17 protein-coding genes and 2 pseudogenes are annotated in these 19,212 nt (G+C 65.1%); 14 read left to right on the forward strand and 5 right to left on the reverse strand.

The window, feature by feature from the left end; translation table 11 throughout:
• The first annotated feature begins 42 nt into the window (after positions 1-42).
• Complete coding sequence (locus tag R0D99_RS14060; RefSeq protein ID WP_317751117.1) at positions 43-1,074, forward strand: zinc-binding dehydrogenase; 1,032 nt, start codon at positions 43-45, stop codon at positions 1,072-1,074.
• A 102-nt stretch (positions 1,075-1,176) separates the two neighbouring features.
• Here R0D99_RS14060 and R0D99_RS14065 read toward each other — a convergent pair whose 3' ends face one another.
• Both R0D99_RS14065 and R0D99_RS14070 read right to left on the reverse strand, forming a co-directional pair.
• Entirely contained in the window at positions 1,177-2,085 is a 909-nt protein-coding gene (locus R0D99_RS14065) for an N-formylglutamate amidohydrolase (RefSeq protein ID WP_317748788.1), read from the reverse strand.
• Positions 2,085-3,070 (reverse strand): annotated as a pseudogene (locus R0D99_RS14070) (tripartite tricarboxylate transporter substrate binding protein BugE). Before R0D99_RS14070 ends, R0D99_RS14065 begins: the two are co-directional and overlap by 1 nt.
• 106 nt (positions 3,071-3,176) lie before the next feature.
• Here R0D99_RS14070 and R0D99_RS14075 point away from each other — a divergent pair.
• Entirely contained in the window at positions 3,177-4,088 is a 912-nt protein-coding gene (locus R0D99_RS14075; RefSeq protein WP_317748789.1) for a LysR substrate-binding domain-containing protein, read from the forward strand.
• Positions 4,089-4,153: 65 nt separating this feature from the next.
• Positions 4,154-4,888 (forward strand): glycerophosphodiester phosphodiesterase, encoded by a 735-nt coding sequence (ugpQ, locus tag R0D99_RS14080; RefSeq protein ID WP_317748790.1) that lies wholly within the window; start codon positions 4,154-4,156, stop codon positions 4,886-4,888.
• On the opposite strand, the gene R0D99_RS14085 is transcribed toward ugpQ, so the two are convergent.
• Positions 4,875-5,192 (reverse strand): hypothetical protein, encoded by a 318-nt coding sequence (locus R0D99_RS14085; RefSeq protein ID WP_317748791.1) that lies wholly within the window; start codon positions 5,190-5,192, stop codon positions 4,875-4,877. The two genes, ugpQ and R0D99_RS14085, sit on opposite strands and share 14 nt — an antisense overlap.
• A gap of 47 nt (positions 5,193-5,239) precedes the next feature.
• Here R0D99_RS14085 and hemA point away from each other — a divergent pair, with 47 nt between their 5' ends.
• From hemA to prmC, 11 genes and pseudogenes are all read left to right on the forward strand, one after another.
• Positions 5,240-6,505 carry a glutamyl-tRNA reductase gene (gene hemA / locus R0D99_RS14090; protein ID WP_317748792.1) on the forward strand — a complete coding sequence of 422 codons (1,266 nt, stop codon included), beginning with the start codon at positions 5,240-5,242 and terminating at the stop codon, positions 6,503-6,505.
• A gap of 198 nt (positions 6,506-6,703) precedes the next feature.
• Complete coding sequence (gene pilV / locus R0D99_RS14095; protein ID WP_317748793.1) at positions 6,704-7,294, forward strand: type IV pilus modification protein PilV; 591 nt, start codon at positions 6,704-6,706, stop codon at positions 7,292-7,294.
• Entirely contained in the window at positions 7,291-8,361 is a 1,071-nt protein-coding gene (locus R0D99_RS14100; RefSeq protein ID WP_317748794.1) for a PilW family protein, read from the forward strand. The genes pilV and R0D99_RS14100 overlap by 4 nt, the downstream gene beginning before the upstream one ends.
• 13 nt (positions 8,362-8,374) lie before the next feature.
• Positions 8,375-9,070 carry a pilus assembly PilX family protein gene (locus R0D99_RS14105; protein WP_317748795.1) on the forward strand — a complete coding sequence of 232 codons (696 nt, stop codon included), beginning with the start codon at positions 8,375-8,377 and terminating at the stop codon, positions 9,068-9,070.
• Positions 9,071-9,091: 21 nt separating this feature from the next.
• A complete protein-coding gene (locus tag R0D99_RS14110) occupies positions 9,092-10,465 on the forward strand; it encodes a hypothetical protein (RefSeq protein WP_317748796.1) in 1,374 nt (457 codons plus the stop codon).
• A complete protein-coding gene (locus R0D99_RS14115; protein WP_317748797.1) occupies positions 10,401-13,562 on the forward strand; it encodes a pilus assembly protein in 3,162 nt (1,053 codons plus the stop codon). The genes R0D99_RS14110 and R0D99_RS14115 overlap by 65 nt, the downstream gene beginning before the upstream one ends.
• The gene (locus R0D99_RS14120) at positions 13,559-14,056 is read left to right on the forward strand and encodes a type IV pilin protein (protein WP_317748798.1); all 498 of its coding nucleotides are present in this window, start codon (positions 13,559-13,561) and stop codon (positions 14,054-14,056) included. The genes R0D99_RS14115 and R0D99_RS14120 overlap by 4 nt, the downstream gene beginning before the upstream one ends.
• Complete coding sequence (locus R0D99_RS14125) at positions 14,053-14,622, forward strand: GspH/FimT family pseudopilin (RefSeq protein WP_317748799.1); 570 nt, start codon at positions 14,053-14,055, stop codon at positions 14,620-14,622. The genes R0D99_RS14120 and R0D99_RS14125 overlap by 4 nt, the downstream gene beginning before the upstream one ends.
• 114 nt (positions 14,623-14,736) lie before the next feature.
• Positions 14,737-15,820 (forward strand): annotated as a pseudogene (prfA, locus tag R0D99_RS14130) (peptide chain release factor 1).
• 103 nt (positions 15,821-15,923) lie between these two features.
• The gene (locus tag R0D99_RS14135; protein WP_317748800.1) at positions 15,924-16,328 is read left to right on the forward strand and encodes a BON domain-containing protein; all 405 of its coding nucleotides are present in this window, start codon (positions 15,924-15,926) and stop codon (positions 16,326-16,328) included.
• 163 nt (positions 16,329-16,491) lie between these two features.
• Positions 16,492-17,319, forward strand: a complete 828-nt coding sequence (gene prmC, locus R0D99_RS14140; RefSeq protein WP_317748801.1) for a peptide chain release factor N(5)-glutamine methyltransferase — start codon at positions 16,492-16,494, stop codon at positions 17,317-17,319.
• A 192-nt stretch (positions 17,320-17,511) separates the two neighbouring features.
• On the opposite strand, the gene R0D99_RS14145 is transcribed toward prmC, so the two are convergent.
• Both R0D99_RS14145 and R0D99_RS14150 read right to left on the reverse strand, forming a co-directional pair.
• Positions 17,512-18,435, reverse strand: a complete 924-nt coding sequence (locus tag R0D99_RS14145; protein ID WP_317748802.1) for an SAM-dependent methyltransferase — start codon at positions 18,433-18,435, stop codon at positions 17,512-17,514.
• Entirely contained in the window at positions 18,432-19,022 is a 591-nt protein-coding gene (locus tag R0D99_RS14150) for a DUF1415 domain-containing protein (RefSeq protein ID WP_317748803.1), read from the reverse strand. The genes R0D99_RS14145 and R0D99_RS14150 overlap by 4 nt, the downstream gene beginning before the upstream one ends.
• Between the last annotated feature and the right edge of the window lie 190 nt (positions 19,023-19,212).

The following is a 19,212-nucleotide window of genomic DNA, read 5'->3' on the forward strand; positions in this document are numbered from 1 at the left end:
CTGCACACGCAGACCCATCAAGCGCAGGAGGCCGATGTGAGCATGAAAGCCGCGTACCTGACCGGCCACGGCGGCAACGAGGTCGTGACGGTGGGCGAGCGCCCACTGCCCCCGCGCGCCACGGGCGAAGTGCGCGTGCGCCTGCATGCGGCCACGCTCAACCGCGTCGACCTGTACATGCGCGACAGCGGCGCCGGCATCACGCACCGCCTGCCGCAGATCCTGGGGCTGGACGGCGCGGGCGTGATCGACGAGATCGACGCCGCCGACCCGCTGCTGCGGCCCGGCCAGCGCGTGCTGCTGCACCCCGGCATGGCCTGTGGCCGCTGCGAGTTCTGCCTGCGCGGCGACGACGTGCTGTGCGCGCGCTATCAGTTGATTGGCGAGCACCGCGACGGCACCTTCGCGCAATACGTCACCGTGCCGGCGCGCAACGTGCTGCCGCTGCCCGACGACTGGTCGTTTGCCGAAGGCGCGGCGCTGGGCGTCAACCACCTCACCGCCTGGCGCATGCTGGTGACGCAGGCGCAGCTCAAAAGCTGGGAAACGGTGCTGATCTTCGGCATCGGCGGCGGCGTGTCGCTGGCCGGTCTGCAACTGGCCAAGGCGATGGGCGCGCGCACCCTCGTCACGTCGCGCCACCCGGCCAAGCTGGAACAGGCACGCGCCCTGGGTGCCGACCACGTCATCGACAGCAGCCGCGAAGACGTCGCCAAAGCCGCGCTGGCGGCCACGGGTGGCCGCGGCGTCGACGTGGTGTTTGAGAACGTGGGCGAAGCCGTGTGGCCCGCCGCCATGAAGAGCCTGGTGCGCGGCGGCCGCCTGGTCACCTGCGGCGCCACCAGCGGCGACCAGCCCGGTGCCGACCTGCGCCGCCTGTTCATCCGCCAGCTGCGCGTGCTGGGCTCCACGCTGGGGACGGTGGCCGAGCTGCACGACCTGCTCGCCTTCTGCCAGCGCCACGCGGTGCGGCCGGTGATCGAGCAGACGTTTGCGCTCGATCAGGTACACGCCGCGCTCGACCGGCTCGAATCGGGCGAGCAATTTGGCAAGATCGCGCTGGCGATCGATTGAATTCGCCACGATTTCAGACCCATCAGGCCGCTGGCGCTTGCCCTGACAGGGCGCGCAGCTATCATTTTTGATGGACGATGCGCCGCCTGAAAGCGGCGTACTTCAGGCGCGCTCAGGCATCCGCGCGCGCACGTACCCCGCCACCACGCCCAGCAACTGCTCCAGGTGCTGCTGCAGCGGCGCGAAGCCGGCGTTGGGGGCGCGCGTTTCCTCGTCCATGTAGATCGGCCTTCGAATCTCGATCTGCAGGCTGTGCCGGCCGCGCGCCGGCTCGCCGATCAGGCCGATCAGCTCGACGCCCTTGTACGGCTCGTTGTAGGCCACGCTGTAGCCGAAGCCGCGCAAGGTGTCGCCGATCAGGTGGATGAATTCGGGCGCGCAGGTGGTGCCGTCGCGGTCGCCCAGCACGAAGTCGGCCAGCGGCGGGGCGTCGGTGCGGCCCAGGCGCAGGTAGACGTCGCTGGGCATCGAATGCAGGTTCAGGTGCCAGACGCCGCCAAAGCGCTGCACGCTGGTGTCGATGGCCTTCTGCACCTGCGTGCGGTAGGGGCGCCAGTAATGTTCGATGCGGTGCCGCACTTCGGCCGCGGTGCGCTGGCGCGTGTACAGCGGGTGCGACACGCCGTCCTTGACGATGTGCTGCCAGATCAGGCCCAGGCCCTGTTGCGTCTTGGGGCCGGGCTGCAGCGGCGTGGGCCAGGCGCCGTCGATCTGCGCCGGGTCAAGATCGGCCTCGCTGCGGTTGACGTCGATGTAGGTGCGCGGAAAGGTGGCCGCGATCAGCGTGGCGCCATGCGCCGGCGCGGTGTGGAACAGCGTGTGCACGTGCGTGTCTTCGCCGCGCCGCAGCAGGGGCAGCGGCAGTTCGTGCCCAAAGTCTTGCGGATACGCGGTGCCGCTGTGCGGCGAGTCGCACACCAGCGGCAGCGCCGGCGCGGTGGGCAGCCAGACTTCGACCGGCGTGTCGGGCCGGGGGCGCAGGTCGTCCTGCGAAGCAGCGGGGGCCGGCATCAATTGATCTTGATGTTGGCGCGCTTGGCCACCGCGGTGTAACGCGCGATGGCGGCCTGGATCTGGCGCGTGAATTCGTCCGGCGTGTTGGCCATGGATTCACCCGAGATGTCGCGCTGCTTGTCCAGGTAGTCGGGCATGGCCATGGCCTTGTGCGCGGCGGCGTTGAGCCTGGCGACGATGTCCTTCGGCGTGCCGGCCGGCGCCACCAGGCCGAACCAGCCGCCATCGCCCATGCCGGGGTAGCCCAGTTCGCCATAGGTGGGCACGTCGGGCAGCATGGGGCTGCGCTTGAGCGCCAGCACCGCCAGCGGACGCAGCTTGCCCGACTGGATGTTGGGCAGCATCGAGGGCAGGTTGTCCGTCATCGAGTTGACCTGTCCGGCCAGCGCGTCGGTGATGGCCTGGCCCGAGCCCTTGTACGGGATGTGCAGCAGCTGGATGCCCGCCAGGTTCATGAAGTTTTCCATGTTGGCGTGGCCGAGTGAGCCGGCGCCCGGCGTGGCAAAGCTGTACTTGCCCGGCTCGGCCTTGGCCAGGGCGACGAATTCCTTCATGCTCTTGGCCGGCACGCTGGGGTGCACCACGAACACGCTGGGCACGCTCATCACGTTGGTGATGGGGGCAAAGTCCTTCACTGGGTCGTACGGCAGCCTGGCGTAGATGGCCGGGTTGGCGCCGTGCGTGCTGACGGTGGCCATGCCAATGGTGTAGCCGTCGGGCGCCGACTTGGCGATGGCGTCGGCGCCGATCGAGCCGCCGGCGCCGCCCTTGTTGTCGACCACCACCGCCTTGCCGAGGATCTGCCCATCTTGTCGGCCAGCAGGCGCGCCACGATGTCGGTCGATCCGCCGGGGGCGAAGGGCACGATCAGCTTGATCGGGCGATTGGGGTAGTCGCCCGCCTGGGCGTGGGCCAGCGGCGCCAGCGCAGCGGCAGCGGCGCAGACGGCCAGGGTGCACAGCAGGTTACGGCGCAGGGCCATCGGGCTCTCCTTAGGGTTGTATTGGATGCTGCCGCATTCTTGGCCAAGCCACCGCCAACGAAAAGCGACAATCGGGCGGCGATCCATGACCAACGCTCATCCATCCATGCGCCTGCACTCGCCGTCCCTGTCTGAACTGCACGCTTTTGCGACGGCGGCGCGGCTGGGCAGTTTCACGCGCGCGGCCGAGCAGCTGCACGTGACGCAGGGCGCCATCAGCCGCGCCATCGCCCGGCTGGAAGATCATCTGGGCGTGGCCCTGTTCGTGCGCGAAGGCCGCCACCGGGTGCTGACGCGCGACGGCCGGCAGTACCTGGACGCGGTGGTGGCACCGCTGGCCAGCATCGAATCGGCCTCGCAGGCGCTGCGCCGGCATCATGCGGCGCGGGCGCTGCGGCTGTCGGTGCCGCCCACGTTGTTCAGCCACTGGCTGATCCCGCGCCTGCCGGACTTCAGCGCGCGCCACGCCGAGGTGACGCTCAGCTTTGCACCCTACCAGCGCGACGACCCGATGACCGCGGCCGACATCGACGCCTGGATCCGCGTCGGCGGCACCGGCTGGCCTGCCGGCATTGCCGCCGACTACCTGATCGGCCGCGAGATCGTGCCCATCTGCCGCCCGCAGGACCTGACCGGCGCGGGCGCCATCCGCACGCCCGCCGACCTGCTGACCCGGCCGCTGCTCTTCCACACGCATTACCCGGACACCTGGGCGCACTGGTTCACGCAGGTCGGCTGCCCGCACGGGCCACTGGCGCCAGCGGCGGACTTCGACCAGGTCGGCCTGCTGGCGCAGGCGGTGATGGCCGGCCTGGGCGTCGCGGTGGTGCCGCGCTGCCTGATCGAAGCCGAACTGGCCGCCGGCCGCATCGCCATTGCGCTGCAGCAGGACCCGCCCGTCAGCGTGGCGCGCGGCTACCATCTGTGCCGACCGCTGGACCGCCCCGCGCACCCGGGGCTGAGCAGGCTTCGCGAGTGGCTGCTGGCGCAGGCGGGGCAGCGTGCAGAATATCCATAAAAATCGCCTCCAACGCTGGCCTGATTGGCGTGGACAGCTATCATTTTTGAATGAGACAACCCGTGATGCCCCCATGGCCCTACCCCTTCTGGATCGCCCACCGCGGGGCGGGCAAGCTGGCGCCGGAGAACACGCTGGCGGCCTTTCGCCGGGGTGCGTCGCACGGCTATCGCATGTTTGAATGCGACGTCAAGCTGTCGGCCGACGGCGTGCCCTTTCTGCTGCACGACGCCACGCTGCAGCGCACCACCGACGGCGATGGCACCGCGGGCGATCTGGCCTGGAGCGAACTGGCGCAGCTGGACGCAGGCAGCTGGCATTCGCGGGCCTACGCGGGCGAGCCGCTGCCCACGCTGGCCAACCTGGCGCGCTGGTGCCGGGCCAACGGTCACTTGGTTGACATCGAAATCAAGCCGACGCCCGGCGTGGAAGAGCGCACCGGCCAGGTCGTCGCCGACACCGCGGCGCGGCTGTGGCAAGGCGCGGCGGTGCCGCCGCTGCTGACCTCGTTCCGCCCCGAAGCCCTGCGTGGCGCGGCAACGGCCGCGCCGCAGCTGCCGCGCGGGCTGCTGCTGGATACGCTGTGGAACGGCTGGGCCGACATCGCCCGCCAGCTGGACTGCCGCGCCATCGTCTGCAACCACGCCCTGTGGGACGCCGCGCTGGTCGCCCAGGTGCACGGCATGGGCATGCGCGCGCTCAGCTACACCGTGAACGACGAATGGGCGGCCGAGCGGCTGGTGCAACTGGGCACCGATGGCATCGTGACCGACCGGGTGGACCTGTTCAGCCCTGGTTGAACGGCCGCCGACGCAGCGCCAGCACCGCGGGCGTGGCCGCGCTGGCCAGCACCAAGGCGGCGTAGGTCAACAGCCGCCCGTCGTGCCCCGACGCCGCCAGCCCGGCCACCAGCACCACCAGGCAAACTACAAAATTGATAGCTATCTGCGCAGGCAGGGACAGCGCAGGCGGGTGATTTCGATACACCCAGCGGGCCGCCAGCACCATGCCGGGCGCCATCACCAGCGCGGGCAGCATGAAGTTGGCAAGGTGCCAGAAGGTGTCGGCAATCTGCATGACGCTCTTGATGTCGGTCAAGTCCATGGTCGACAACACAGCGCGACCGGGCACCCAATTTTATAATCGCCCCCATGGCCGTCTGGGCATTGGGACTGAACCACAACACCGCGCCGCTGGATCTGCGTGGCCGTTTCGCGTTCGCGCTCGACCAGATGGCACCTGCGCTGCACGGCTTGCGCACGTCGCACCAGCGCCACCCCGAGGCGGCGATCCTGTCCACCTGCAACCGCACCGAGGTGTATTGCGCGTCCGACAACGTGCAGATCGACCACACCCTGGGCTGGCTGGCGCGCGCCGGCGACGTGCCGGTGGACGCGCTGCACCACCACACCTACGTTTTGCGCGACGACCAGGCCGCGCGCCATGCCTTCCGCGTGGCCAGCGGGCTGGACAGCATGGTGCTGGGCGAAGCGCAGATCCTGGGCCAGATGAAAAGCGCCGTGCGCGCCGCCGAAGACGCGGGCGCGCTGGGCACCACGCTGAACCAGCTGTTCCAGCGCAGCTTTGCCGTGGCCAAGCAGGTGCGCACGTCGACCGACATCGGCGCGCACTCCATCAGCATGGCCGCCGCCGCGGTGCGCCTGGCCGGCAACCTGTTCGAAGACCTGCGCGAGATCCGCGTGCTGTTCGTCGGCGCGGGCGAGATGGTCGAACTGGCCGCCACCCACTTCGCGGCGCGGCAACCCAGGGCCATCGCCATCGCCAACCGCACATTAGAGCGTGGCGAAAAGCTGGCCAGCCGACTGGGCGGCGAAGTGATGCGCCTGGCCGACCTGCCCGAGCGCCTGCACGAATTCGACGCCATCGTCAGCTGCACCGCCAGCACGCTGCCCATCATCGGCCTGGGCGCGGTCGAACGCGCGCTGAAAAAGCGCCGCCACCGTCCCATCTTCGTGGTCGACCTGGCCGTGCCGCGCGACATCGAACCCGAAGTCAAGGCGCTGGACGACGTGTATCTGTACACCGTCGACGACCTGGCCCAGGTGGTGCAGACCGGCCACGCCAACCGCCAGGCCGCCGTCGCCCAGGCCGAGGCCATCATCGACGCCGGCGTGCAAAGCTTCATGCACTGGATCGACCAGCGCAGCCCCGCCAGCGGCGTCGTCCCGCTCATCCAGCAGCTCAATGCCCAGGCCGACGCCTGGCGCGCCGCCGAACTGGTGAAGGCGCGCAAGCGGCTGGCCAAGGGTGAGGATGTGGACGCGGTGCTGGATGGTCTCAGTCGAGGCTTGGCGCAGAAAATGCTGCATGGCGCCTTCGCGGAATTGCGCGCTGCCGACGAGGCCAAGCGAGACGACACCGCTGCACGGGTGGCTCGTTTGTTCCTGCGCTCATAAGTAACCGCGACTGTTCGAACAACCACGCCAGCGGCATTGAAGGCCAGCCGCTGCGGCGGACAACCCTCAGCTGAATCGCCCACACGCCGACGGGCGGTAAGCACCGTCTGACGAAGGGTCGCCGCGCCAATCCACACGTCTCGTAACATCGAACACATGTGGTCTGGTGCTGTAGTTCGCCTCAAGCAAACGTCCGTGATGGTGCCGCCTTCCTGGCGGTCACGCGGCTTCTCGATGGTCGAGGTGCTGGTCGCCATCGTGATTCTGTCGTTCGGGTTGCTGGGCGTGGTCGGCCTGCAAGCGGCCGCCATCAAGAACACGCGCGACGCCAGGCAGCAATCCGTCGCCGTCGTCTTGGCGCGCGAACTGGCCGACATGATGCGTGCCAACCCCCAGGTGGCGGCCAGAGCTACCAACAACCCCTACCACGGCAACTTTTCAGACAATGGCAGCGGCATGCAGCCGGCGACTGTGTCCAATTGCCTGGATGTGGGCTCTCGTTGCGCCTCCGCCAACGATATTGCCAACGCGCAGATGACCGAATGGCTTGCACGCGTCAGCAACCTGTTGCCCGGGGCCCGTGTGTCCATCTGTCGCGACACGGCTCCCTATGATGCCAACGGCCTGCCGCAATGGGCCTGCACCTCGTCGGCCACCGCCAGTCAAAACATCGCGTTCATCAAGATCGGGTGGCTGCGCGAAAACACGAAGGGCCAGATCGTGAACACGAGCGACGCTGGCACTCGGCCTTACATCCTCCTGCCGGTCACCCCCAGCGGCCAGCTATGACCTGCTTCGCGACTCCCCTTCGGTCGGCACGCATTCCTGCATTGGTTCAGCGCCAGCGCGGCATGACCTTGGTCGAGTTGATGGTCGCCATGGCCATTGGGCTGTTGGTCGTGCTGGTCACGGTCGCGGCACTGCTGATGTCGCGCCAAGGTGCGGCCACGGTGGACGCTTCGTCGCAACTGCGCGATGACAGCCGTTTCGCCAGCCAATTGATTCAGCAGCTGGTGGTGCAAGCTGGTTTTGAAGATGTGGACTTCGCCAGCGCCACTTATTCTGCTTCTAGCGCTCTTTACAAACTCAAAAACAACCTCGAAATCGGCGCGCTGCAGCCCAGTGTCTACGGTTTCGACAATGCATTAGTCAGCCCCTCCGATCCGCTCAATGTGTCCTTGACGCGCACCGACAGCTACAACGGCGACATCCTGATCCTGCAATATCAGGCCGTCAAGAGCAAATTTGATAAAAACAGTTCGGAAACGGACGGCAGCATGATCACCTGCGACGGCACCTCACCCCGCATTGCCGCAACCAATCGCGGTGACCGCGCCGTCAGCGTGCTGCATCTGGCCGTCAGCGCCGGTGAGCCGACATTGATGTGTACCACGCGCAACGACACGACCGGGGTGTACTACACGGTACCGCTGGTCAAGGGTGTGGAAAGTTTCCAGGTTCTCTACGGGGTCGACAACGTCACACCCGGCGCGGTGCTGCCGGCCACGCCCCCGGCCACTGGGGTGCCCAACGCCTATCTGCGTGCCGACCAGCTCACGGTGGCTGGCAACACCGTGGCGACCTACGCCAACTGGCGGCGTGTGCGCAGCCTGCGCATCGGCATGGTGCTGCGCGGCCCGCCGGGCTCGGCCTTGCAAGCCACCTCCACGACTTACTACCCGCTGGGCGTCAAGGATCACTACGACAGTACCAACGATCCTGGCAGCAAGCTCACTGCGACCGACAACCGCCTGCGACAGACCGTGACCTTCACCGTTCAGTTGCGCAATTGCCAGAACCAGGGCTACCAACCCGCCACATCCACCCTGCCATGCGACGTGGTCACGCCCTCATAAAAGCCCGCGCCCCATGAAACAGCACGCCTCAGGCGCACCCACCTTGACCGATGGCCGCTCGCGTCGTCGATCCGTCATGCGCCATCGGCCAGCACGCGTCCGCGGCGTTTCGCTGGTCATCGTCATGCTCATTCTGGTCATCGTCTCGATGCTGGGCGTTGCCAGTGTCCAGATCAGCATGATGGGCGAACGCGGCGCTCGCAATGACCGCGACATGCAACTGGCTTGGCAAGGGGCCGAGGCGGCGTTGGTGGATGCTGAAATTGATCTGAGTGGACCGAATAGCGCTGGTGCCAGTCGCACCGGCAAGCAGCCGCGATTCCCCGACTCTGGCTGTTACACCAGTCAGCCGTACCGAGGTTACTGTAGGTCTGTGACCACCGGTTCTACCAAACCAACCTGGCTCACCATCGACTTCGCGGATCAGGGCAGCAGCGCGCCCTCTGTGGCGCTGGGCACATTCACCGACCGCACGTTCAACAGCGCCGGCGCAGTCGACGGCACCGGCATCCAGCCCGCCCTCGCGCCGCGTTACATCATCGAAAAGGTGCCAGACTTCGGCAACCCGGGTGGAAACATGATCACATCGTCCTATGCCTCGGCAGCGCGGGCTGGAGCCGTTTTAAATATGCCATATCGAGTCACCGCCATCGGATTCGGCCCGCGCAGCGACATCCAGGCCGTCGTCCAAACGCTTTACAGAAATTGATCTGTACGAGAAAGCTTTACCATGTTTCGCCGCCCCGTTGATCAAGGCCACGCAAACCGCTGGGTGACGCATCGTCGGTTTCTGGGCAGCCTGCTTCTGGGCATCGCGGGCAGCGCTGCAGTGTCGCTGGTGGTTATTGGCGCTCCGACCGCGCCCAATATTCCGGCCTTGAACATTTCTTCGGTGCCGCTCTACGCCGCCACCCAAGGTGACAAGCCGGCCCTTGCGTTGGCCCTTTCGGTGGAATTTCCCACCGTAGGCGCGCAGTATGTCAATGTTCCGGGCCAGTCGACCGATTCGTCTTATACACCAACCAAAGAATATCTTGGTTATTACAACGCCGAGATGTGCTACACCTACAAGGACAATCCCAGCGAAACCCCGTCGGTGGGCAAAACCAAGGCCGATTACAAGCGTTTCGTCATCTCGGGGCCGGCCTCTGGCCACGCCTGCAGCGACGCCTTTAGCGGCAATTTTCTGAATTGGGCCAGCAACTCTGCCATCGACATGTTGCGGCTGGCCCTGTCTGGCGGCGACCGCTACATCGACGAAACCGGGCTGACGGTCCTGCAACGCGCCGTGTTGCCCAATGGCGATCCCATCTGCATGTGGAACTCCACCAACTTCCCGGCCAAGCAACTGGCCAAGGGAACTGACGGCAGCTACGCGGGGGCAGTGCCCTTGGCCATGGTCAACGCCGCCAATGCCAGCGGTGCAAGCAGTATCTGGGTCGCCAATACCCTTAATAAAATCTACTTCGGCACAAGCCAGACAGGCTCTTGCTCGGACACCAGCGCGTATCGCCTCAATGCGTCGGTCGGGATGGGGCCGATCACCGGCTTCGCGGGCCCATTGCCCGCTGGCGCAAGCCAATGCGCTACTGAAAACGGAAGCTGCACTACATTCGGTGTTCAGGAAGTCTGGTACGGGGCCAGCGGGAAATGGAAAAAAGCACCCGTCGCCGGACCATTCTCATGCAGCAATGCGATTTTCGGCGACCCCATTTCGGGCGTGGGTAAAGCGTGCTACCTGGTAGCTTACACCGGCACTTGGACGCCCGCCGGTGGCGCTGTGGCGCTGAATACGGACGGCTTTTTTTACTCTCGTGTTGAGGTGTGCGAAAAAAATGCTTCTGGAACGTTACAGGACGTCCGAGATTATAATTTCTGCAATCAATATCCGAATGGCAACTACAAGCCGTCGGGCACCATCCAAAAATACAATAACCATTTGCGGCTGGCGGCTTTTGGTTATGCGCTGGAACAAACCCTGAGTTGGGACAACGGCGCCAGTACGGCGGGTCGCTACGGGGGGGGTGCTTCGTGCACCGATGAAATTTGTCGGCCCACGTACTTACGACAGCAGGGGCATCGAAAACACACCCGCATCAGGTAACCCCGCTGCGGAATGGGATCCTGTGACGGGAATTTTCAAGGATAATCCCGACGCTGACACCACCTTTGGTATCAGTGGTGTCATTAATTACCTGAACAAGTTCGGCCGCACGGGTACCACGCCGGGCAAATACAAAAAATACGATCCGTCCGGCGAACTGTATTATGAGTCGCTGCGCTATTTGCAGGGCCTGCCCCCCAGCCCGGCCGCCGTCGCGAACCTGAACATCGGCAACGCTGCGCAGAAACTTTTCTATGATGGTTTCCCCATCTACACCGACTGGACCAACCTGGACCCGTACGGAGGCAATCGCAGCAGCAGCGCCAACTATTCCTGTGTCAAAAGCAATATCGCGCTGATTGGGGACGTCAACACCTGGGATTCAAGATACACCAGTGGAGGCACTAACAACCGGATGGCGGCCACCGATCTGGCGAACAACGTACCCAATATCGAGGCGTGGATTTCCGTGGTACAGGCGTTTGAAAAAGGCACATCCGTGTCCTACCTCGACGGCCAAGGGTCTTCACAGGTTACCAGCAACCCCAATTCAGCGAATGGGGGCCCCAACACCCGGGGCGCACAGGTTTACGGCCTTTCTTACTGGGCACACACCCATGATATCCGAGGTGCTGACTGGACCAATCAACCGACGAAGCAGCGTCCGGGGCTCAGGGTCAAATCCTTCTTCTTCGACGTTAACGAATATGCCGACCAAAACAATGCCAGCACACGTCGTAACAACAACCAGTACTTCACCGGAGCCAAATACGGGGGATTCAATACGCAACCCACGCAAGGCCTGGCGCAGCCTTTTAACACCAAAGGCAAGCCGTTTTACGATCAGAATGGGGTGGCTGACAACAATGTCTGGCAAAACCCCAGCATGCCCGGCGAAGCGCAGACCTATTTTCTTCAGAGCGACGCGCGTGGGGTGTTGGCCGCTTTCGAGAAAATCTTCGGTGACGCTGCCTCGGCGCAGCGCAGTATCGCAGGCGCGGCAGCCTCAAGCTCCAACCTGAACACCACGAGCTCCCACGTGTATCAGGCGTCGTTCGACACCGGTGCCTGGACGGGTGATGTTCAGGCATTTTCGATCGCGGTCGATAGCGCCAACACGTCGCAAATTCAATTGTCCGCCGCACCGTCGTGGTCAGCCGACCAGCAGCTGGTGGGGCGCATTTTTTTGGGTGATACCCGCAACATCGTTGTGGGCAAGGTATCGACCGCGGCGGGGCCCACGCCCCATCCGACCGCCACCGATTTCACGACCAGCGCCATTGAGCAAGACCTGAAGGACGCACTGGATAAATACAACCCGATGGCCGTGGCAGATGGACTTTGGCAGGACCGGCTTAGCTTCCTGCGCGGCGTCAAGAGCAAGGAAGGTAACCCGTTTCGCGTGCGCTCCCATGTCTTGGGCGATATTGTCAATTCCGGCGTGCAATATGTCGGCGCTCCGTCGCCCACGCGCGGGCTGTCCGATGGTTATGCAAGCTTCGTGACTGCCCAATCCGGTCGCGCTGCCGCCGTCTACGTGGGTGCCAACGATGGCATGCTGCATGCATTTGACGCAACCACGGGAAGCGAATTGTTTGCCTATATCCCCAGCTGGTTAGGCACCAAACTGAGCGCCCTGACCGATCCCGCCTACGGCGTCAACCATCAGTCCTACGTGGACGCGACGCCCGTCATCGGTGATGCCAAGACCGGTGCCGGAAGCAGCGCCAGCGATTGGAAGACGGTATTGGTATCCGGTACAGGCGGCGGCGGTCGTGGTGTTTTTGCGCTTGATGTGACGGACCCGACCAGTTTTAACGCGTCCAAAGTCCTGTGGGAGTTCACCCAGGTCCACGACGCGGACATGGGTTTTGTCCTTGGCAAGCCCCGAATCGTCAAGATGCGCACCAGCGCGCCGAACGCCGCCACCGCCACTTATCGCTGGTTTGCCATGGTGCCCAGCGGCGTGAACAACTATGTGGACGATGGCACGGGAGCGTTCAGCACCACTGGGGCACCCACCATATTTCTGCTGGCGCTAGACAAGCCCGCGGGTGTTGCGTGGACATCGAGTGGAGCAAACCCGAACTACTACAAGATCACACTGCCATTTGACAGCACCTTGGCCACCACCACCCCCACGTACGCGGGCCTTGCCACCGGCATCATCAACCTGGAGGCGTTCGTCGACAACGCAGGGGTCGTGAGCTACGTATTCGCTGGCGACCTGCATGGCAAGCTTTGGAACCTGGATTTCACCGGTGTGGGTGCCAGCGGATGGACTGCCGGGCAACTGTCACGGTTCTCAACCGGCAGCGGCAGCAACCTGGTGGCATTTCCGATGTACATCGCCAAGGACGGCAACGGCAATGTGCAGCCGATCACTGCCGCCCCCACCATCCTGCAGGGCTACGGCGGGCCAACGACGCACTTTGTCGGTTTCGGAACGGGTAAATACATCGAAGGCACCGACAGTTCATCGACCGCTCAACAAACCTATTACGTGCTCTATGACAACGGCAGAGGCGGCGGCGCTGGGGGCGCTTCGGGCGTCGCGGGCATTGCCGGTCGCGGCCGGTTGCAGCAGGTCACGTCCGACGCCGCCGGCAACCTGTCGCCTTCTGCTGCTTTCACTTGGGGACGCGCGACCCGCGACGCTGACGTGACCCAGCGCTCAGGATGGTTTTACGACCTGGGCAGTACCGGGGAGCGCGTCGTCTACGATTCGGTTTACGTGCCGTTGACCACCAAAGTGACGTTCAGCAGTCTCATTCCCGATGCCGCCACTTCGCCCGGTGTTTGCAGCGTGTCGGGCGGAAGTGGCAATATCTACTATGTCGACATGGTGGAAGGCAAGGGATTCAAAAAAGCATCCACCGTGGGTGTCCCAGGTGGGCCGATGCCGCTGTTCAACGACGAAACCACGACGACCAGCAAGGCCGATGGGTCCGGCCGGCGCCTGCGCACACGGCCAATCCTGCTCGGCGTGCCTGGCGCAGCCGGCTTTGGTCTAGGGTCGGAAGTCAACGACGTTTTGCCGGTGGGTCGCCTGAGTTGGAGGCAGATCAACAACTACCTGGAGTTGAAGAACCGATGACAACAGCCCGCACGCGCTTGCGGCCTGCGTCACGTCGATTGGCGTCGGGCTTCACACTCATCGAGTTGATGATTGTGGTGGCGATCATTGCCATCCTGGCGGCCATTGCTTACCCCTCCTATGATGAAGCGGTCAAGAAGGGACGGCGCGCCGAGGCGAGAACGGCGCTACTGCAGCTGATGCAGCAGCAGGAGCGCTTCATGACGCAGAACAATACCTATCAGGCGTTCTCCAACGCTGCCGGAACGACCACGCCTGCCACCGTGCCTTTCATCATTCAAGTAGGCAGCAACGCTTCTGCTCCTTCCTACTGGCTGTCCGCCGTGCAGTGTCCTGCCGTGGGTGGCGGCACCCAACCGGCGATCAACGCTTGCATCCAAGGCGTCGCTTCGCCCACCCGTCCGGACGCCGCGGTAGGCAATCTGACCCTGACCAGCACCGGCGTCAAAGGTTGCTCGGGCACCACCACCGATTCTCGCTTGTGCTGGCCATGAATTTCCATACCAGCACTCGACGTGGTTTCACATTGATCGAGTTGATGGTGACCATCGCCATCGCCGCGACACTGATGCTTATCGCGGCACCCAGCTTCACCGAGTTTCAGCGCAATAGTCAGTTGAGCTCGCTCACCAACACCTTGATGGCTGCCGTCAATGCAGCGCGGGGCGAGGCCATGAAGCGGAATATGTATGCCTACGTGATGCCAGTTGATGGAGCGAATTGGTCCAGCGGCTGGCAGGTATTTGTGGATAAGGACTTAAGTCAGAGTTTTACCTCAGACGACGAGGTGGTCTTGGTTGTGCCGCCACCGCCTAGCTACATCACCGTGAGCGGAACGGGTACCTCAGCCGCAGGCACCCCTTTCATCATGTTCAATGGCTCGGGCTATCCCGGGCTGGGCAACACCTTTGGCAACCTGACCTTCACGATTGCTCGCAACGATGTGACCAGCAACCAGCAAGCGACGCAAACCCGCCGGCTCATCATCGCCAATTCGGGGCGCGTACGCACTTGCCGACCGGACAAAGACAGCAGTTGCACGGCATCCGCCAATCAGTAAGCAACCGACGCCGGGCGAACGCCTATAAATGGCTGGACATTGCAGCCTCCCTTTGTCCGGTCACGGTCCGTAGTGCTGGGTTCACCGAACCAAAGCAGCGACAATGGCGCCCCCATGAAACCCTTTCTGCGCCAACAACTGGCACGCTACACTGACCGCCTGGCCGAGCTCGACTTTCTGCTGACGCGCGCCGACATCATGGCCGACATGTCGCAGTTCATGAAGCTGTCGCGCGAGCACACCGAGGTGGCGGCGGTGGCCGGGCGCTGGGCGCGCTATCTGCAGCGCGAAAAGGACCTGGCCGCCGCGCAGGAGATGCTTGACGATGCCGACATGGCCGAGATGGCGCGCGAGGAAATGGGCGCTGCCGAGGCCGAACTGGCCAGCCTGCAGGCCGAATTGCAGCGCATGCTGCTGCCCAAGGACCCGGACGATGCGCGCAACGCCTTCATCGAGATTCGCGCCGGCACGGGGGGGCGACGAATCGGCGCTGTTCGCCGGCGACCTGACGCGCCTGTACACGCGCTACGCGCAGACGCGCGGCTGGCGCGTCGAGGTGATGAGCGAATCGCCCGCCGAACTGGGCGGCTACAAGGAAGTGGTGCTGCGCGTCGAAGGCGACGATGTGTATGGCCGGCTTCGCTTTGAATCGGGCGGCCACCGGGTGCAGCGCGTGCCCGTCACCGAGACGCAGGGCCGCATCCACACCAGCGCCGCCACGGTCGCCGTGATGCCCGAGCCGGACGAAACCGAGGTCATCACGCTGAACCCGGCCGACCTTCGCATAGACACCTTTCGCGCCAGCGGCGCGGGCGGGCAGCACATCAACAAGACCGATTCGGCTGTGCGCGTGGTGCACCTGCCGACCGGCATCGTCGCCGAATGCCAGGACGGGCGCAGCCAGCACGCCAACAAGGCCAAGGCGCTGCAGGTGCTGCAGGCGCGGCTACAAGAAAAAGAGCGCAGCGAACGCGCCGCCAAGGACGCCGCCACGCGCAAGGGCCTGATCGGCAGCGGCGAGCGCAGCGACCGCATCCGCACCTACAACTTTCCGCAGGGGCGCCTGACCGACCACCGCATCAACCTGACGCTGTACAAGCTGGCGCTGGTGATGGAAGGCGACCTGGACGACGTGCTGGACGCGCTGCAGTCCGCGCGCGAAGCCGAACAGATGGCAGAACTCGAAGTCAACGCCTGAGCCGCGTGGCCGTTGAGGGCACGAGGCGCGGCCGAGCCGCCTGCTGACTATCATCGCCCGATGGCGTGCCCGCTCGGCGCCCACCCCAGAAAGGACGAATGCCATGCGTTATCTGACCTTCATTGCCCGCGCAGGCCGCCCCGCGCTGCTGCTGGCGGGCGCCGCCGCCGCATCGCTGCTGGCCGGATGCGGCACCGGCGGCACGCCCTGGGGCGCCACGCCGACGCGCATCGAAATCCCCGTGCCCGACCTGCGCAAGGTGCCCGAGGTGTGGGACGGCGCATCGGGCTCCACCGCCGGCGCCCAGCGCGTGGCTGACCGCGTGCGTTCCGCGCTGTCCGCCCAACCCGCCTTGGCGGGTGCGCGCATCGCGGTCGAAGGCTATGAGGGCGGTCTGATCATTCTGAGCGGCCCACTCGCCAGCCCCGCCGACCGCGCGCTGGCCACACAGACGGCGCGCAGCGTGGCCGGCGTGCGCGACGTGGTCGACCGCATGACGGCGCCTTGACACGCGCGGGCGCGAAGCCACTGGACATTCAATGCGCGTGTCGCCGTCACATTGTGGTGGCAGATGGATGCCTGCCTCCACCGCGCCGAACCACCTTTACGTCAAATCGGCCCGCAGCGCTTGGCCGGCAAGCGCCTAAAGCTATTGATTACATAGCATTTTCATGTCCACCCTGTCCGACGCGCTGATCCACTGGCAAAGCCGTGGCCTGCCTCGGCTGGAAGCGCAGATGCTGTTGCTGCACGCACTGCACCGTGCCACACACGACCGCGCGTGGCTGCTGGCCCACGACACCGACCCGCTGCCCGCCGCCACTGCCGCGCGACTGCAGACGCTGGCCGAGCGCCGGCTGGCGGGCGAGCCGATCGCTTACCTCACCGGCGAGAAAGCCTTCCACGGTCTGAGCCTGCACGTGGACGCCCGCGTACTGGATCCGCGCGACGACACCGAAACGCTGGTCGACTGGGCGCTGGCGCTGTTGCCGGCCGATGCGCCGCGGCGCGTGCTGGACCTGGGCACCGGCAGCGGCGCCATTGCGCTGGCCATCGCACGCCAACGGCCCGCGGCGCGCGTGGTGGCGGTGGACGCCAGCGGCGACGCGCTGGACGTGGCGGCGGCCAACGCAGAGCGCTCAGCGTTGGCCATCGAACTGCGCCACGGCAACTGGTTTGCGCCGCTTGCCGGCGAACGCTTTGACGTGATCGCCAGCAACCCGCCCTACATCGCCGAGCACGACCCGCATCTGCCCGCGCTGGCGCACGAGCCGCGCGCCGCCCTGGTCAGCGGGCCGGACGGGCTGGACGACATCCGTCACCTGGTGGCACACGCCGCCACCCACCTGACACCCGGCGGCTGGCTGCTGCTGGAGCACGGTTGGGAGCAGGCCGAGCGTGTGCGCGATTTGCTGCAGGCTGCAGGTTTTGCGCAGGTGCAGTCACGCCGCGATCTGGCCGGCGTGGAGCGTTGCTCGGGCGGGCAGCGGGCGCCTTGAGACAGGCGGCTGAGCCGGGGAAATTTTTGGCCGAATCACGGGCTGGCGCCTATCGGGTCAGCGCAGCAAGCTATTCTTTCCAATAGCTATCGGCCGTGATGACCGAGGTCTGAGGCGTTTGGGTTCTCGTCATCCCGCGAAGGCGGGAATGGCGAGCGGTTTGTTTGAAGCCGTATCGCCTGGCGACAACACTCATCCCGCCAACGCCGGATAACGCAGCGGCAGCAGTGCCGGCAGCCCGAATTCATCCAGCAAAACACGCAGCCTTTCGCCCGCGCTGCGTTTCTTTTGACCGGTGTAGCGGGCGATGATCAGCTCGTTCTTCAGGCTGTGTTCCCAACCGACCAGCTCGGTCACCGTGACGCTGTAGCCCTGCGATTCGAGGTACAGGCAACGCAGCACGTTGGTCAGCTGACTGCCCATTTCGCGCGTGTGCAGCGGGTGGCGCCACAGCTCGGCCAGCGGCGTGCGCGACAGCTGCAGCGCCTTCGATTGCCGCAGGCCGGCGGCCAGTTCGGCCTGGCAGCACGGCACCAGCACCATGGCCTGCGCTTTTTTGGTCAGGCCAAACGCGATGGCGTCGTCGGTCGCCGTGTCGCAGGCATGCAGCGCGGTGACGATGTCGATGCGATCGGGCAGCGCGGCGTCGTGCGCCGCATCGGCGGCGGCGATGTTGAGAAAGCGCATGCGCTCAAAGCCCAGCCGCTCGGCCAGCGCGCGCGAGCGCTCGACCAGCTCAGGCCGCGTCTCGATGCCGTAGACGGTTCCGCTGCCCTGCCCTTTGAGCAGCAGGTCGTACAGGATGAAGCCCAGGTACGACTTGCCCGCGCCATGATCGGCCAGCGTGAGCGGCCCGCCCTGGGCCGCAAGTTCGGCCACGATCTTCTCGATGAACTGTACCAGGTGCCCGACCTGTTTGAGCTTGCGGCGCGAATCCTGATTCAGCTTGCCCTCGCGCGTGAGGATGTGCAGCTCTTTCAATAACTCCACCGACTGGCCGGGGCGCAACTCGGCCAACACGGCGGATTCAGCCTCTTTGGCGCCGGGGGCGCGCTTGGGGTCAACGCGAGCAGCTATCGAAGTAGTAGCATTTCGGAGCGGATGTGGCTTGCTCATGACGTGGCCCCGCCGTGCTGCGGACCCACGCCCAGCGCCGCCCAACCGTCGTGCCCCAGCTTTTCCAGCGTCGCCATGTTGGCTTCGTAGATGGCCTCGGCCTCGGGGAAGGCGGCGACAGCGCGGTCGATGCTGGCTTCGCGGATCAGGTGCAGCGTGGGGTACGGCGCGCGGTTGGTGGCGTTGGTGATGTCGTCTTCAACGGTGCCGGCAAACTGAAAGCGCGGGTGAAAGGGCGCGATCTGCAGCGTGCCTTCCAGATCCAGGTCGGCCAGCACGGCGTCGGCGTCGTCCAGCAGGTCGTTGAAGTCGAGAAAATCGTCAAAGCCGCGCGGCGCCATCAGCAGCGTGGTTTCGCGCTCGGCCGGGTCGGCGGCGGCCAGGGATTGCAGTTCGGCGCGCAGCGCGTCCAGCAGGTCGGCACGCTCGGCGCCGTTGCACACGGCGTAATGAATCTGCCCCTTGGCGTGCGGCGCCTTGGCGAACGGGCACAGGTTGAGGCCGATCACCGCGCGCTCCAGCCAGCGGCGCGTGTCGGCGATAACGGTGTCGGGCGGCACAGGGCGGGCGTCGGGATCGGTGCGCATGGGTCGATTGTGCCTGCGGATGGTGGGCGGTGATCACTCTTGATTTGATAGCTGGATGCGCTGATGGGACAAGCGCCAGGGCCGATTTTTTATGGAATCAACGGGTGTGGGCGCCGAAGAACCAAAAACCGGACGCGAAGGACGCAAAGGTTTCGCGAAGGACGCGAAAACATCGTCTGGCTGTTCTTTC

Origin of the sequence: Ottowia sp. SB7-C50, assembly GCF_033110285.1 — a bacterium.
Lineage (GTDB): Bacteria > Pseudomonadota > Gammaproteobacteria > Burkholderiales > Burkholderiaceae_C > Ottowia.

Bases quoted from the DNA above. Each gene is read 5' to 3' on its own strand.
- R0D99_RS14060 (WP_317751117.1), top strand. From the start codon at position 43: ATGAAAGCCGCGTACCTGACCGGCCACGGCGGCAACGAGGTCGTGACG.
- R0D99_RS14065 (WP_317748788.1), bottom strand. From the start codon at position 2,085: ATGCCGGCCCCCGCTGCTTCGCAGGACGACCTGCGCCCCCGGCCCGAC.
- R0D99_RS14075 (WP_317748789.1), top strand. From the start codon at position 3,177: ATGCGCCTGCACTCGCCGTCCCTGTCTGAACTGCACGCTTTTGCGACG.
- ugpQ (WP_317748790.1), top strand. From the start codon at position 4,154: ATGCCCCCATGGCCCTACCCCTTCTGGATCGCCCACCGCGGGGCGGGC.
- R0D99_RS14085 (WP_317748791.1), bottom strand. From the start codon at position 5,192: ATGGACTTGACCGACATCAAGAGCGTCATGCAGATTGCCGACACCTTC.
- hemA (WP_317748792.1), top strand. From the start codon at position 5,240: ATGGCCGTCTGGGCATTGGGACTGAACCACAACACCGCGCCGCTGGAT.
- pilV (WP_317748793.1), top strand. From the start codon at position 6,704: ATGGTGCCGCCTTCCTGGCGGTCACGCGGCTTCTCGATGGTCGAGGTG.
- R0D99_RS14100 (WP_317748794.1), top strand. From the start codon at position 7,291: ATGACCTGCTTCGCGACTCCCCTTCGGTCGGCACGCATTCCTGCATTG.
- R0D99_RS14105 (WP_317748795.1), top strand. From the start codon at position 8,375: ATGAAACAGCACGCCTCAGGCGCACCCACCTTGACCGATGGCCGCTCG.
- R0D99_RS14110 (WP_317748796.1), top strand. From the start codon at position 9,092: ATGTTTCGCCGCCCCGTTGATCAAGGCCACGCAAACCGCTGGGTGACG.
- R0D99_RS14115 (WP_317748797.1), top strand. From the start codon at position 10,401: ATGAAATTTGTCGGCCCACGTACTTACGACAGCAGGGGCATCGAAAAC.
- R0D99_RS14120 (WP_317748798.1), top strand. From the start codon at position 13,559: ATGACAACAGCCCGCACGCGCTTGCGGCCTGCGTCACGTCGATTGGCG.
- R0D99_RS14125 (WP_317748799.1), top strand. From the start codon at position 14,053: ATGAATTTCCATACCAGCACTCGACGTGGTTTCACATTGATCGAGTTG.
- R0D99_RS14135 (WP_317748800.1), top strand. From the start codon at position 15,924: ATGCGTTATCTGACCTTCATTGCCCGCGCAGGCCGCCCCGCGCTGCTG.
- prmC (WP_317748801.1), top strand. From the start codon at position 16,492: ATGTCCACCCTGTCCGACGCGCTGATCCACTGGCAAAGCCGTGGCCTG.
- R0D99_RS14145 (WP_317748802.1), bottom strand. From the start codon at position 18,435: ATGAGCAAGCCACATCCGCTCCGAAATGCTACTACTTCGATAGCTGCT.
- R0D99_RS14150 (WP_317748803.1), bottom strand. From the start codon at position 19,022: ATGCGCACCGATCCCGACGCCCGCCCTGTGCCGCCCGACACCGTTATC.